General features: G+C 41.2%; 13 protein-coding genes and 2 pseudogenes. 10 read left to right on the top strand and 5 right to left on the bottom strand.

Features of this window, described 5'->3' with window-relative positions; all coding sequences use genetic code 11:
* Window positions 1-222 (top strand): annotated as a pseudogene (locus FBY58_RS09395) (hypothetical protein); the annotation flags it as partial.
* A 471-nt stretch (window positions 223-693) separates the two neighbouring features.
* On the opposite strand, the gene FBY58_RS08965 reads toward FBY58_RS09395, so the two are convergent.
* On the bottom strand, window positions 694-1,401 hold the full coding sequence (locus tag FBY58_RS08965) for a PadR family transcriptional regulator (RefSeq protein ID WP_141920708.1): 708 nt from the start codon (window positions 1,399-1,401) through the stop codon (window positions 694-696).
* 348 nt (window positions 1,402-1,749) lie between these two features.
* Here FBY58_RS08965 and FBY58_RS08960 point away from each other — a divergent pair, with 348 nt between their 5' ends.
* From FBY58_RS08960 to FBY58_RS09600, 3 genes and pseudogenes are all read left to right on the top strand, one after another.
* On the top strand, window positions 1,750-2,256 hold the full coding sequence (locus FBY58_RS08960; protein WP_141920707.1) for an RNA polymerase sigma factor: 507 nt from the start codon (window positions 1,750-1,752) through the stop codon (window positions 2,254-2,256).
* Window positions 2,257-2,545: 289 nt separating this feature from the next.
* Complete coding sequence (locus FBY58_RS08955; RefSeq protein ID WP_141920706.1) at window positions 2,546-4,888, top strand: TonB-dependent receptor; 2,343 nt, start codon at window positions 2,546-2,548, stop codon at window positions 4,886-4,888.
* A gap of 512 nt (window positions 4,889-5,400) precedes the next feature.
* A pseudogene (locus tag FBY58_RS09600) lies at window positions 5,401-5,784 on the top strand (transposase); the annotation flags it as partial.
* Window positions 5,785-7,105: 1,321 nt separating this feature from the next.
* On the opposite strand, the gene FBY58_RS08945 reads toward FBY58_RS09600, so the two are convergent.
* The 3 genes from FBY58_RS08945 to FBY58_RS08935 all read right to left on the bottom strand — a co-directional run bounded on the left by FBY58_RS08945 (window position 7,106) and on the right by FBY58_RS08935 (window position 9,411).
* Window positions 7,106-8,611: a helix-turn-helix domain-containing protein gene (locus tag FBY58_RS08945; RefSeq protein ID WP_141920705.1), complete on the bottom strand. Its 1,506-nt coding sequence runs from the start codon at window positions 8,609-8,611 to the stop codon at window positions 7,106-7,108.
* 106 nt (window positions 8,612-8,717) lie between these two features.
* Entirely contained in the window at window positions 8,718-9,128 is a 411-nt protein-coding gene (locus tag FBY58_RS09595; RefSeq protein ID WP_260432190.1) for a hypothetical protein, read from the bottom strand.
* Window positions 9,094-9,411, bottom strand: coding sequence for a hypothetical protein (locus FBY58_RS08935; RefSeq protein ID WP_141920703.1), 318 nt, complete (start codon window positions 9,409-9,411; stop codon window positions 9,094-9,096). The genes FBY58_RS09595 and FBY58_RS08935 overlap by 35 nt, the downstream gene beginning before the upstream one ends.
* A gap of 403 nt (window positions 9,412-9,814) precedes the next feature.
* Here FBY58_RS08935 and FBY58_RS08930 point away from each other — a divergent pair, with 403 nt between their 5' ends.
* The 6 genes from FBY58_RS08930 (at window position 9,815) to FBY58_RS08905 (ending at window position 13,205) form a co-directional block, all read left to right on the top strand.
* Window positions 9,815-10,303, top strand: coding sequence for a hypothetical protein (locus tag FBY58_RS08930; protein ID WP_141920702.1), 489 nt, complete (start codon window positions 9,815-9,817; stop codon window positions 10,301-10,303).
* 307 nt (window positions 10,304-10,610) lie between these two features.
* Entirely contained in the window at window positions 10,611-10,817 is a 207-nt protein-coding gene (locus FBY58_RS08925; RefSeq protein WP_141920701.1) for a hypothetical protein, read from the top strand.
* Window positions 10,818-10,988: 171 nt separating this feature from the next.
* On the top strand, window positions 10,989-11,252 hold the full coding sequence (locus FBY58_RS08920; RefSeq protein WP_141920700.1) for a type II toxin-antitoxin system RelB/DinJ family antitoxin: 264 nt from the start codon (window positions 10,989-10,991) through the stop codon (window positions 11,250-11,252).
* Window positions 11,239-11,511: a type II toxin-antitoxin system YafQ family toxin gene (locus FBY58_RS08915; RefSeq protein ID WP_141920699.1), complete on the top strand. Its 273-nt coding sequence runs from the start codon at window positions 11,239-11,241 to the stop codon at window positions 11,509-11,511. Before FBY58_RS08920 ends, FBY58_RS08915 begins: the two co-directional genes overlap by 14 nt.
* Window positions 11,512-12,390: 879 nt before the next feature.
* Window positions 12,391-12,627, top strand: a complete 237-nt coding sequence (locus FBY58_RS08910; RefSeq protein WP_141920698.1) for a hypothetical protein — start codon at window positions 12,391-12,393, stop codon at window positions 12,625-12,627.
* Complete coding sequence (locus FBY58_RS08905) at window positions 12,624-13,205, top strand: AAA family ATPase (protein WP_141920697.1); 582 nt, start codon at window positions 12,624-12,626, stop codon at window positions 13,203-13,205. Before FBY58_RS08910 ends, FBY58_RS08905 begins: the two co-directional genes overlap by 4 nt.
* A gap of 340 nt (window positions 13,206-13,545) precedes the next feature.
* On the opposite strand, the gene FBY58_RS08900 is transcribed toward FBY58_RS08905, so the two are convergent.
* Complete coding sequence (locus FBY58_RS08900) at window positions 13,546-13,764, bottom strand: plasmid partition protein ParG (protein WP_011078109.1); 219 nt, start codon at window positions 13,762-13,764, stop codon at window positions 13,546-13,548.
* Window positions 13,765-13,775: the final 11 nt, after the last annotated feature.

Raw genomic sequence — 13,775 nt, 5'->3', positions numbered from 1 at the left:
AGTATAAACGCAGTCGCAGCTATGTGTGATGCAGGCACCAAGGTCATCTGGAAGAAATACCGTGGGCTAACTCATAATGGGGCAGTTAATGGAGCTTCAGCGGATGCACTATCTTTTGTAAAGGCTCTTATAAGGGGGAAAAAATTATATGGATATTGTAAAGGAATAAAACCAATTTCAGATATAGAAACTCCGGAATCTAATATCCCTTTTAACAACTAAAGAAAAATCAAAATATTTTTTAATTTAAAATAACAAATATGAATAAGATCAGATAAATTTTTGTACTAAAACAAATTATAATTTAACTGATCTATTCATGTAAAATTGTCCATCATCTTGGAATTCTTTACGCACGACCATGGCGTCTAAGCTCAGGACCTATCAATCTGTCAAATTGAGTGGATTATAATTATCTGATCCAGTCTTTTGACGATAACCACTCAAAAAGCAGAATATCTGGCTAACTTAGTCGCGGTGATGATTGCGATCGTTATTCCCGTTACGTGGATACTGATCATGATGCCCGCGTTTTCTGTGTCGATAGTGATTAAAAATATCAGAGGCGCAGATTCCTAAATACAAAGAAGCGCCAAATAATAAATTCAAAAAATACAAAGTATATTGTTACTAAAAACATAATAACAAGCCAAAATATTATGCTAATATTTTAACTTGTTATTATTATGACAATTATGAAATATCAGATATTTCGGCAGTTGCCTTGTTCAAGACAGAAATTATTTTCTGTAAAACATCTGAGGAAGAATGGCGTTTGGCTTTTAAAACGGATCTAAGTCGATGATGAGCTTGGCGCGTAGCATCTGATAACGTTTCATCATCAGCCTTATCTGAAAAAGCTTCGCGAATATTAGCCATCTTATGGCCAACCGTCTCCAAGGCTTCCAAAATATCATTAGCTTGTTGACGCTGGCTGTTCAGATATTCTTTGCCGAGGTCTGTTAGTCTGTAAAGTTTCCTGCTGCCTTCCTGTTCAATATCGGTATGGCCGACTTCACTAAGATAGGTCAAAGCTGGATATACCATCCCCGGACTAGGCACATAGAATCCATCAGAAAGTGCCTCTAATTGACGGATCAAATCATAACCGTGAGCTGATTTTTCCTCCAGCAAGGCCAAAAGAATAAGCTGGAGTTCATTGGAGCTTAACTTCCGACCTACCGGAAAATTATTACCGCCACCAAAATGACGTTTAAAACCTCCTCCATGGCTGTGGCCTCTTCCTCGACCAAAAGGATGTTCATGTCGTCCACAGGCATAAGAGCCTTCTCCAGAAAAGGGCTTTTTAAAATGATCTAGTCGATCTTGTTTTTTTATTACCGAGTCCTCTGCATGAGGGCTGTGATGAAAGGAGTGGCTATTTTTAGAATGTGTTTTCATAATTCTTAAGATATATATTTTAAGATATATTTCAAGATATATTTCAAGATAAATTTTTATATTTTTTTCTTTGATAATTCAATCATCATAAAAATATGGACGATAATATATTGCGTCCTATCTGAAAAAATATGATTTCTTATTACGGAATAGGCTAGGTTAAATTAGCAAAAAAAATGCCTGATATAAACCAAATACCGTATTCTCAAGCTGTTTAGAATGCAGCCTTACTTATTAAATATTACAAACAAATTTTTATTAAAATTGATAGGCATTTTGTATGTAAAAATGAATAAAATATTGAAAATGATAATTATTATCATATAATGGGAGAGAGGAGATACAACATTGGATTCAAAGCGAGTATCGCATAGATTATATCAAACTCACCGCACCGCGTTTTTAATTTATGCTGGACGTCTAACAGGTGGCCCGCAAAATGCAGAAGACCTAGTACAAGATGCGTGGATACGGTTTGCACAATGCCGCACGCCAGAGATTACGGCACCTGTAAGCTATTTTAAAACTATTATGCGAAACCTATTTCAGTTTAGCCGTAAGCGCAGCCAGTTAGAAAAAATAGACAACGCAGACTTCGAACATGTCTGTGCCTCCGTGGCAGATCCAGCACCTTCGCCGGAACAGATAGCAAATGCGCGGCAGCAAATGAACAAGCTACTTAACATTATTGACAGTATGCCTATTCGTCAGGGGGCAGCTATAAAAATGTACCATTTTGAAGGGCTAAAACTGCGAGAAATAGCGGCTCGGCTGGAGCTGTCAGTCTCATTTACTCAACACCTTATTGCCGACGGTGTAAATCTGTGTAGCCAGATCCGTGAAACTGAAAGATAAAAAACAATCTCTCGGATGCAGAAACGACGCAGCTCCATAACATGACGAACAAATTCTCTAAGGCGTACTCTTTTAACATTGTAAGAAGAGCTCTCTAAACATTGGGAATTAGCTCTGCATAGTTGGCAGGTTCCTCAGTATGTGCTGATAGCTATCAAAAATCATATAAACGAAAAAAATTACAAATTTACAGGAAAATCCATTCGCGTCTATCTCTAGGTAATTATATGAAATTGCGAAACATTAGCACTTTCAAAATGTCTCGCATAATACAGGATTTTCGATTGAGATGGTAGTTCGCCGTTTTTGGGCTCATAGCGTAATGGTAGGATCTCTTGGCCTTTTTTTCACCACAGTAGGAATGATGGTTGAGCCAGCAAGAGCCAATACACCAGGATCTGGCAATCTGTGTTCTTTTCACATTTCGTCAGGTCCATTGCTCGATGCACTTTCAACCTTCAGCCATCAGGCTCACGTTCAAATTACAGTAGCGTCTGTAAGCATAGACCAGCACACAAATACAGATCTTACAGGCAAATTTTCTCCGACAGAAGGTTTGAAAAAACTTCTGTCCGGCACAGGACTAACCTACAAAATGGTAGGTCAAAACACATTTAGTATTGTAAAAATTTCTACCAACAGGTCAACGCTTCAGGCTGCAAATTTACATGAGGTGGAAGGCAGCGCTCTTCCCAATTTTAGCGAAACAGAGAGTATTGTAGTTGTCGGTCAGTCCATAGATCGGCTTAAAAATACCAATAGTGCCGTAACTGTACTACGTCATCTCGATACAGATGAGTATCGCTCCTTGTACGATGTCACAAACCGTGTCCCTAATATGGTTGGCAACGCTGCAGGTTTGCCTGCTATTCGTGGTATGAGTGGAGAAGGTGCTGCAGGAGGTATTTTTACCCTTATGTCAGGTAGTCGCCCCCGTACTGCTGTCATTATTGATGGCCTACCAGAAACTTTCGGCGGTCAACGTTATACAGATTCTGGAATGTGGAACTTTGATGAGGTACAAGTGCTGCGTGGTCCACAGGCTACTACGCAAGGACGTAACGCCATTGGCGGTGCAATAACGATGAACACCAAAGATCCTACATGGTCTTGGCATGGTACTGTCCATGCAGGCTATGAAAGTCAGGGTAACCGAGGCAGCTTTGGCGTAACTATTTCTGGCCCGATTGCAAAGGATCAGTTGGCTATCAGCCTTTCTGGTAACGGAATTTATGGCAACAGCTATATCAAATATCCGAGTAAATCGTGGCCCTATAACCCTGGAGAAATAAACCAGTCTACCTTTCGTGGTAAATTACTCTGGACACCGAAAGCTCTGCCGAACTTTAAAATGGAAATAGTTGGTTCGCACAGAGAGCAAAACGGGGAATACCTCTATCAGACTACCGGTCCAAATTTCTGGAAATATCATTTCGACAACCCTGATATGAATATCCGTATATCCAACTCTTCTATTAATACACTAAGTGACAAACTCAGCTACGAGATTTCAGATGCCATCACGGCAACACTGCTCTATGGCCACGTGTGGTACGATGCAAACTTTAACCAGTCGAACCAGTTGGCTAGTTCCAATTCTCGAGGTACACTTAACCTAAAAGAAAATAACAATACCATAGAACAACGTTTTGTATACTCACCTAAAAACGGCTGGATTAACGGTGTGTTGGGTCTGTATTATTTCAACCGTAATCAAAATATTACTTCTCCTGATATGGGCGTAAATGGCCCCGATCAGGAGAATACTTACGCGATTTATATGGATGGCACCATGCACCTTATAGGGGGATTAAACCTAATCGCTGGTGCCCGTATTGAACGGGAAGTACAAAAACGTAATGTCCAAATGAGCTGGGGTGCTGTCAACTTTGATGGTGGTACGACTATGTTTCTGCCTAAGGGTGGTCTTTTGTATAATTTTACCCCACACGATAGCATGAGCTTTACCGTTCGGCGTGGTTATAACCCTGGCGGTGGCGCAATTGATTGGGACAGAGGCTTTTATTACCAATATAAAAAAGAAACTGTTACTACTTATGAATTATCCGGCCATACAGAACAGTTAGGACGGCGTTTCAGCCTCAACGGTAACCTGTTTTATAATACCTTCCATAATTATCAGGATTTGCTGGATTACACCTTCGTCAATATTCCAGAAGGCCGCAGTATGGGGTTGGAGCTAGAAGCCCAATTTCACGTAACAAATGGGCTTAAATTGTATGGTGGCGTTGGCTTGCTTGATACAAAAATTCAAAAAGCTCCAACAGATTATAGTTACGCGAAAGGCTCAAAATTCAGCAATGCGCCAAGAACCACCTTTACTTTTGGTTTTGACCAAAAATTTAAATCCGGCTTTTCATTTGGAGGCATAATAAATCGTGTTGGGGCCTATACCTCACAGGTTGAAAACGGGACAGGTATTACGGCGGGAAATTATATTACCTTTAATATGCATGCGGCCTATACAATGAAGCATTATACAATAAGATTGTATGCAAAAAATCTATCTAATGAGCATATTATTTACAATGCGAGAAGCAGTTGGGCTGGATCTTATGCGCAGGTTGGACAACCTCGTGCCTTTGGTATGAGTTTTGAAGCGCATTTTTAAAAATCATAGGGTTTTAGAACGATATCAGCTTAAAAGATTGAATTTTCAGCAGCAGGTCAAATGTAATTGTAATATAATAGGCATCGTTCACTCGCTTAACGGCAAGAAGGGCGATGCCAAGCCTCTAACAAGGATTATTAGCATGTAAATTATATCATCGTTTCTCCTAGCCCTACAGTAATTCTGTAGTCTAACACAGACAGTGAAATGTTGCATAAAATAGCGGTAAAACGCAAGATTTAAAAAAAAATGTTCATTTTTACTGTTCGCAAATAAACGCATTTTGCAAATAGTAAAAAATTATCAAAACAATCCTTATTTTCTTATAACCTAGCTAGATTGCACAAAATAAAGTCGAGGACGATGTCCGTATTCTTATAGCTCAATGAGATAGTTGATAGAAATTCAACTTCGAGCTGTCGAGCAGCTAGGGCCTGTTAGATCTTGAAATTTAATTTATATTATAGGGGTGGAAAAAGTAGACGGAAACGGCACTTTTACGGATGAGACATGGCCGCTCTCGCGGTGGCTATAGCACGAAAGTTTGTGTAATTGCTGATGGACACGGGAAAGCTATAAATTTCGCTACAGGCTCATGAACTGCCAATGGCGCCAGTCATGCTTGAACATCTTCTCTCTGTTCCCATGTGGGTCATAGCTGACAAAGGCTATGCTTTCGGATGCTTTCCGTGAACGGATCTGGGACATGGGGGCTCGACCAGCCATTCCTGTAAAACGACGTGATGCACCGGTCGCCTGCCATAAATGGGCTTATCGTTGCCGGCATCTCAAACATCTGGGCTCGCCTCAAAGAGTGGCACGCTGTCGCTACCAGATACGAAAAAACAGCAACCTCGTTCCTAACTGTCATCCATATCGCTGCCCTCGCAGATTGAATCAAGATCCAATAGAACCTAGTCGTCATTTATCATCTCCAACGTAAAAAATTAGCATATGCCCCCTTTTTTATATCGATTGTGGATTCCCTGAATCAGAGTTTCAAAACCCATAACCTGAGGCGATGTCATAAGGATTCTACGAAAAATGATTTTGACCTGTTTGGAGTGGTAGTCCCACCCAAGCCCTCGGCGTAGAGGTGTCGCTTTTTATGCATTTTCTGATCTTATGCAGGATAGCTATAAATAACCTAAAATACGGCCTTAAAATAGCTTTATTCAATAAAATACGGCCGAAAATCTCTTATGCATATTTATGCAGCCTTGTCCATTGGTAGCTTTCCTTGTTTTCCTGTTAAAATACCCCTTGTTTCTCAAAAGCTATGTCCTCTTTTTATCCTCGGGATTGGGCTTCAGTTAGCTATGAGTAGAGGAGTTGAAAGAGAGAGTGTAGGAAAAATCAGACCGGTATAATTATAGCAATCAGCTAGTAAGAAGGCTCAGGGAAATGCAATGGAATATACAGGCTGGATAGAAGTTTGGATCTTTAACTGTTTGGTAAATCAGCCCTTCATGACAGAAGGAGATGGAGAGATAGAGGCTATCTTCTGCATCATCCATTTTTAGTCAAGGTTTACGGATGGAAGATTGTAAGCCCAAAAAGCATTAGGATGTCTTCTCAGAGTAAAATACTTCCTCTTCTTGGTGGTCCACTGGTCATATACCTTCTTTCTTGCTGTAGAGGCATCTCTGGGCAGACAGCTTTTAGCTTTTGGAAAGGTATATCTCTTAACTATACCCGATGAAGTGGATCAATTCTTTTTAAACAAGCAGTATCAAAACCCATCAGTTGATATGAAAATATCAAGAGAGATGTTTTTTTATTATACCCTTAGCGTTCGGTACCAAGCCCAACCAGCCCCCGCCATACATGTCGCTTTTCTACGCAATTTTTGATCTAACGCAAAATAAAAAATATCGCGTAAAATAGCCCTCAAAACCTAGACAAATTTTTCGGCTAAAATTTCACGGACTAGAGTGATCATCGTTTTCCCTTCATCCATGGCCTGAAGTTTCAGCTTTCTATGAATGTCTGCGGGTACATCCAGAAACACACGCTTTGGTTATCATCGGCATTCCGTTTCGCAACCCACTGATTAACATCAGACGTTTTTAACTGTACGAAATTTCATAGATTTAAAATAGGGTAAGAAGGATTCCTATCAGAAAGGCAAATTTCTTTTTCGCCAAGCCTGTGAGCGAAGCGAGCAGCGCCGAGAGATTAACGGGCGGTGTGCTTTGAGAAGGATAGTTTTGGGTGTCATGGGCGCATCTGCCTTGTTTGTATAAGGAGGCGGGCGGTTTCATCGGGTGACAGAGGTATCCATCTGTTTTTTTTCCGTTTATCTCTGTGATTTAGGCAAGCGTTGATTTGATCGGGACGATAACCGCGAGCTTTGAGAGTTGAGAAGAAAGGATCGTTATCAGGTTTTCGATCATAAACAGCGTCTGCACTGCCTGCTGTGGCAGGAGCAGTGCAGTCTTTAACTTTTTCTTTGGTTTTTAGTTTTGTATGGTCGTTATTATTAAAATAATTATAACAGGATAGAGTATAAGAATTGAACTCGCGTTGATTGTCCGAAATTTGGGGCTTTTTTGAGGTATCCTCCTTAGGTGTTTGGGAAGATGTTTTAACCTTTTCCTGACCGGCCTGTGCTGCCTTCTTAGCCTGTTCTTCTTGTTCCCGTTGTTCAGCCCGCTCGATAGATTTGGCGAGCTGTATTAACGAATCTGTTAACTCTGTTGGCTCTTTATCGCCCGATATTGCTTTGACGAAATCTTCGGGCGGCAAGCTTTCAACGATAGCCTTGGTTTCAGCTTTGTCCGCCTCTTGGGCGTGGTCGATATCGTCAGGAATAGGCGCATTCCTCCGGCGCATGACACGCTCGAAAACCTGTCTGGCCAACTCTGGCCAAGCCTTGGGAGACAAGAAGCCGTAGGCGTTACTGGTCTGCTTACGGCGGGGGCCTTTGCCGTCCGCCTTGATCTTGATTGACCGGCGTATCCAGCGGATGAAGCCTAAATCCTGTAATTGCCGCAGTAATTTGACGACCGTCGCACGGGCATAGCCGACACGATCGCATATTGTGTCGAGGGTCGGCTCCAGACGGCCAGTTTTAAAGTCGACCATCCGAAACAGCATCTTTAAAAGGCGAACGGCCTTATCGCTTAAGCCCTTGGTTTTGATCGAATATTGATCGACCGCTTCCAAATAGGCACCGATCTCTTGCGGATTGACCGGCTTCCAGACCGACTTCTCGCGTTCGCCCACCTCATAAGAATCCCGATGCACAGGATCAGGAATCCGACGGCGGATTTTATAGCGGGTGGATCGTTCGAGAGGGTCTCTACGTCTCGCAATAGCTGTTTTACGGGCAATATCGGCAGCGGTTTCAGGATCAACGCCGTTTGATACCATCTGATCAAAATATTCGATTTCGTCAAAATCTGATGCAGAGGCTGTAATCTCACTATTGGTATTTGAGGCCGGAATTTCAGGATGAGCGCTATTGGCCAAGGGCATTGATTTAGAGAATGCGCGGTCTATTTTATGCTGTTCTGCAGCCTGATCTGCCATAATCTTTGCGCTGTCATATGGCATACCCGTTTCAACCAACATGGCTCGATAAGTGCCACGCTTGAAACGGCCTAACCTGTCGATAAAAGGACTGGTTGCGGGCGTCATTTCTTCAAAAGACGCAGAGACAGGCTCCAAAGAAAAGACAGAGGTATCCGAGAGTGTCGCTGAAGAGGAAGAGGCGGTCATTGTGCGGGCTCCGGTCTTGGACGCAAAAAAGCCACAGCGAAGATTCTCCGCTGTGGCAGGCCTGAATTTGAGATAGAGAGATAGAGGAAAGGGGCGCAGGTTCTGATCACGGGACAAGCTTCCGGCTCATCGCCCGATCATTCACGATCTGGTTGATCAGAATACGAATAGAGTTTTCAGGATGCCCTTTCCGCGAACGGCTGACCGCAAGCTTGGCCTTCTTGATGTCGTATTTCTGACCTTTCAGATCCCGATAGGCTTCGGCAATCTGGTCATCCAGACGCGCCTTTTCTTCTTCAAGATGGATAATGGATTGGAGCTTTTCAGTCAGCTCTTCGGTCGCATGAATAGAACTCATAAGACGGTCTCTCCAATGAGAAGATGAGGGGTTGCCGAATAGGCCTCGGTCAGAAGCCCAAGATTGGAACTGACGAAAAAAGAACAGGTCTTTTCCAAATAGGAAAGGCTGAAAAAACAATGGGTCATAAAGACGAACCAAAGTTTTGGATAAAGCCATTCAAGCCCTCATTGGCCGTAGTTGCCGAACGCTTAATCACCTCGATAAGACTTAAGATTTCAGTATTAAATCTTATGAATTCATCTTTTGAGACATTTTCCAGTAAAGCATAAGAGCGAGTCTCTTCTGCACGACGAATACCTTCCAAGCGATCCATCAACAGGCGAAGGCCACATTCCATCTGCCCCATATAAAGATACATGGCGTTGCTGATCTTCTGCTTGAATGTGCTGATCTCGCTATCAATTAAGGAAGGCATATTTTCGGCTGTTTTAATTGTCATTTTGACACAACTTCGGCTTTAGATTCTTTGAAGAATTTAGGGAGGCTTTGAAAAAGGATGACTCTCGGGACGGATGCAGAAAAGCAATCTGTAATAGAAAGCAATCACGACGTCGCCTTTCATTACACATACTTCTGATTATCCGAGTACGGTTACCTCTTGCGCCCCGATCAGCCATAATTTTCTGGCTTTGGCTTTAAATCGGATGATTTTAATTTTTTATAATCATTTTTTATGTTTATAAAAAAAGTTGTTTGATTCTCAGCCATAATTTTCTATCAAAAGTTACTTACCGAATCCACTTTATGTTAAAAAACATAAAATTCAACAACTTTTGAAAAAAAACTTAAAATAAGCCTAAATTGTTGGTGTTTAGTAAGGTAGACAATTTTAAAATTGTCTTATGACGATAGTGCCACCAGAAGAATTTCAGAGACTCGAACAACTGCGACTTACCGTTCGCAGAGAACGTCATTTGCGGAATTGGACAGCACAAAAACTCGCCGAAGAAGCAACCAAATCAGCAAAAAAACGTGGTTTTAACATTAAATTAAAGCAATATTCGATAGCATCTCTTGAAACTGGACGCCTGAAAAGTGAACCTATTTGGGTTCGCTATATCATGTTTGCGTTCGCCGACAATCCAGTTCTTGAACTTAGTTCTGCTCAATCTTCAAACTGGCACTACCAACAGCCAGAAGCAGAAAAACAAAATGACGAATCATGCTCAGGTAAAATAAAATTGCCTGATCAAAGCTCCCTCAGGAATTTATTTCTAGGACTACTAATCCCTGTAGGAAAAAATGTTTCTTTAGAAGCAAAACAACATATTGCGGATGTGTTAGCGCAACGTCTTCCGAAAGGCTTAGAACAGATAAGCCTATTTCAATAATATCCTTTTAGTATAAACGGATATTATGACGAGGCATGTTGATATTGAAATCATTGGTAAGATGAGAGCGTGGATAACGCACTGAGCGTTCTTTACGTGGCTGGAGTACGCGTAAACTAGCAAAAGAAGCATCCTTATCTGCTGAATCAAAAGGTATTTCAATTAAGGTAAATCAGCAGTCTATTTCTCATTTTGAGAATGGACGTATAAAAATATACCTGTCTGGATTGAATACGTTGAACAAGTGTTCAAAGACCATCCTTTACCCCAATCGCTGTCCAGCGAAATCCAAGATTCGCCTCTGAAATTGCCTAGATATACAAATCAGATCCAAAAACAGCAGGATTGCACCGGTAAAATCCGATTGCCTGATAGTAGTCGCCTTAAGAAACTCTTTTTGGGTTTAATGGCTCCTGTTGAGACGAGTATTCCTCTCGAAGAGAGAAGAAATCTGGCTGAAATATTATCCCAGAAGTTCGCTCGAGGATTAGAGCAGATTAGCCTGTTTGAATAACTCATCATTTCCCCCTGAATAGCCAATTCCCAATTCTATATTGGTTATTTTCCAACAGGGGGAAGTTTTTATTCACTGCGACACATACTGCTCTAAAATAGGAATGATGCTTTCTAAAAAGCTATATAAATGATAACATGTATTACATTGTCATTCATATAGGAGGAAGTAATGGCAGCTAATCAGCTCGTACAGGCTCGCATTAACGGACAGATAAAACAGGAGGCTGCTGTTATATTAGAAAGCATTGGTCTGACGGTATCTGATGCTGTCCGCATGATGCTCACTAAAGTCGTTCAAGAAAAAGCTCTGCCTTTTGACCCTTTGATTCCAAACAAAAAGACATTGGCCGCTATGAGAGACGCACGTGCCGGTAAATTAAAAAAATTCGACAGTGTTCAATCTCTGATGGATGATCTTCATGCGGATGATTGAGCGAACATCTCAATTTAAACGCGATTACAAAAGAGAACGAAAGTCAGATCCGCAGTTAGATAAATATTTTATTCCTGTCGTTACCCATCTAGCCAGTGACGTTATGCTAGATCCTCGTTTGAAGGATCATTCGTTGACGGGAAACTGGAATGACCATCGGGAATGTCACATTAAGCCTAATTTGCTTTTAATTTACCGGAAGCCGGATGAAGCCACGCTTCACTTGGTTCGGCTGGGGTCGCATTCAGAGTTATTTTAATTAAGGTATAGGCCAGTTGATAAGCGTTAGGACAAAAGGACTTTAGTCTTTCGAAGAATATCCGCTTGCTTATGGATAAAATCGCCAATGAGCAACGTCAATCTCTTCAAGAAAAAACACGAATAACCAAAAATAAAAAATCTATTATTGAATTGTAATCAGGAAAAGTAAAAGCGTTTAAAGATTTAGGTATTTATAGTGGCCGTGTTGACCGTAAACGACTGACTACGATCACTGATGAAGATACAGTTTTTGGTCCAGCCGCTGCATGGCGAGCAGTGGCAGCTTAATCTTAAAAGAGGTATCCGTTAGAAAAGGGAGTAAACAACTTACTCCTTTCAAGTTCTATAACATTATTTCAGAAGTGTTTTTTCAGACACGTTGCGTTCGATGCCATCCAAACTGCAGGCTTTTTTTACCCCTCTATTTTTGCTCACTCGTATTGGCTCAAACATACCCTAAATCCTCCGTATTTAGCCTTATAAAGCGGTATATAGCTAAAAACAAGCTGGATACCCTCATCTCATTTCAGCTCAAGGCAGCGCATTTAAGCAAATTGTCTGTTTTTAGCAAAATTGGAGAGTTGAGGCGTTGATTTATGTAGCTCATAAAAAGGCAGAATGCCAAGGCGCTATCTAAAATTAAAGTCATATTCTGTTATGCAGAATTAGCCTAAAATCGATGATATTGAAAACTGCAACACGTCTGTTTGACTATAAGGTCAGAATATAAAAAATTATCGAAAGAAGCGAATATTTTCCAACAAATTTAGGCCGGCCGGATAGGCTTGTTCAAGACATATGCAACCCATGTGATTATACTTGTATCATGAGAAAGGTGCTGTAAAATTAAAAATAATTAGCTCCGTAGAGGTTTAAAATGACATCTATTCCTCAATCATCAACTGATAACAGTGATACCCTTTGGCATAGCATCGTCATCGCTGCTAGCTATGATGATGGTGCCGCTGCTCAAGAGCACTTAGAAGCGGGCTTTCCCGTCTATTATGTTGAAGACGACACACCAGAAGGTCTCCTGATTAAGGAATATCCTGATGGCCATCGTGAACTTGTTCGTTTCAATGAAGCGGGTGATGAAGTTATCAAAATTCTATGAGCTTGCCTCATCTATGGATATTCGCGGGCCCGAATGGTGCAGGGAAGTCTACTCTTGCGCAACGTTATGTAGCTAGAAGAATCGAAATTATTAATCCCGACAACATTGCCCTTGAGATAGCTCCTAACCAGCAAACGACCCCAGCTATTGCAAGCAAGGCCGGACGGATAGCTATCGAACGTCGTCATGCCTTGCTAAAATTAGGGCAAAGCTTTGCTATCGAAACGACCCTATCGGGCCAAGGCGAATGTGCCTTTATGAAGGACGCTCTAGACAGAGGATTTAAAGTTAATCTAATTTTTGTCGGAGTATCAAGCGTCCATCAATCTCGAAGCCGGGTGGCTGAACGCATATTAAGAGGCGGTCATGCAGTACCTCCGGCAGATATTGAACGGCGCTTCGGGCGGAGCATGACCCATCTGGCTCAAGCTATACAAATAGCGCATCGGGTTTTATTGCTTGATAACAGTAGCAAGAGATTGCGGCTTCTTGTTAGCTGTGAGAATGGACGCGTCAAGCATATTAGCGCCTATCTACCCAGATGGGTTCAAACCGTAGCAAACTCACTCATTGGATAGAGGTTAGTTTTTGGAACTACACCTTATTAGACGAGAAGCCATCGCTTGCTTAGTATAATTTAAACATTACTGGAATTGTAAGAGGATTTGCCGGCTTTCGATATAAACGCAAGAAAGTTTTTCAAGCCAGCGCTCCCCTCATAAGGTTCTAATTTTTGACGGCTATTTTATTGAATTTACAAAAATCATTTATTAGTTTTCCCCTAATTTAGCCAAATATTACATAACCCAAATGAGTATATACTCATTTGGGTTATGGAGTAAAAATACAATAACACTTTTGTGCTTATGCATTCTTTGAAAGAGAAAGGCATGGCCGGTAGGCATGGTAATTATTCAATCAATTAAAGGGCAACGTTTTTATATAATCGGTCAGAATATCTTTGATACTTTTTCCTTGTTGTGCAGCATAAATTTTTAGCTTTGTATGAAGATCGCTATCTATAAAAAAGTTAACACGCTTTTGTTCTTTTTCATCTGATAAGCTAGCTAAAGTGACCTCTTTGGATTTACGCGCACTGGGACGCCCCGCTTTAAGCGATAAAACACTTTTACTCATTTACTTCAAAC

It is taken from the genome of Zymomonas mobilis (assembly GCF_006715975.1).
Classification (GTDB): Bacteria; Pseudomonadota; Alphaproteobacteria; order Sphingomonadales; family Sphingomonadaceae; genus Zymomonas; species Zymomonas mobilis_B.
The sequence above is the reverse complement of the archived record's forward strand: the minus strand, read 5'-3'. Positions and strand labels throughout refer to the sequence as shown.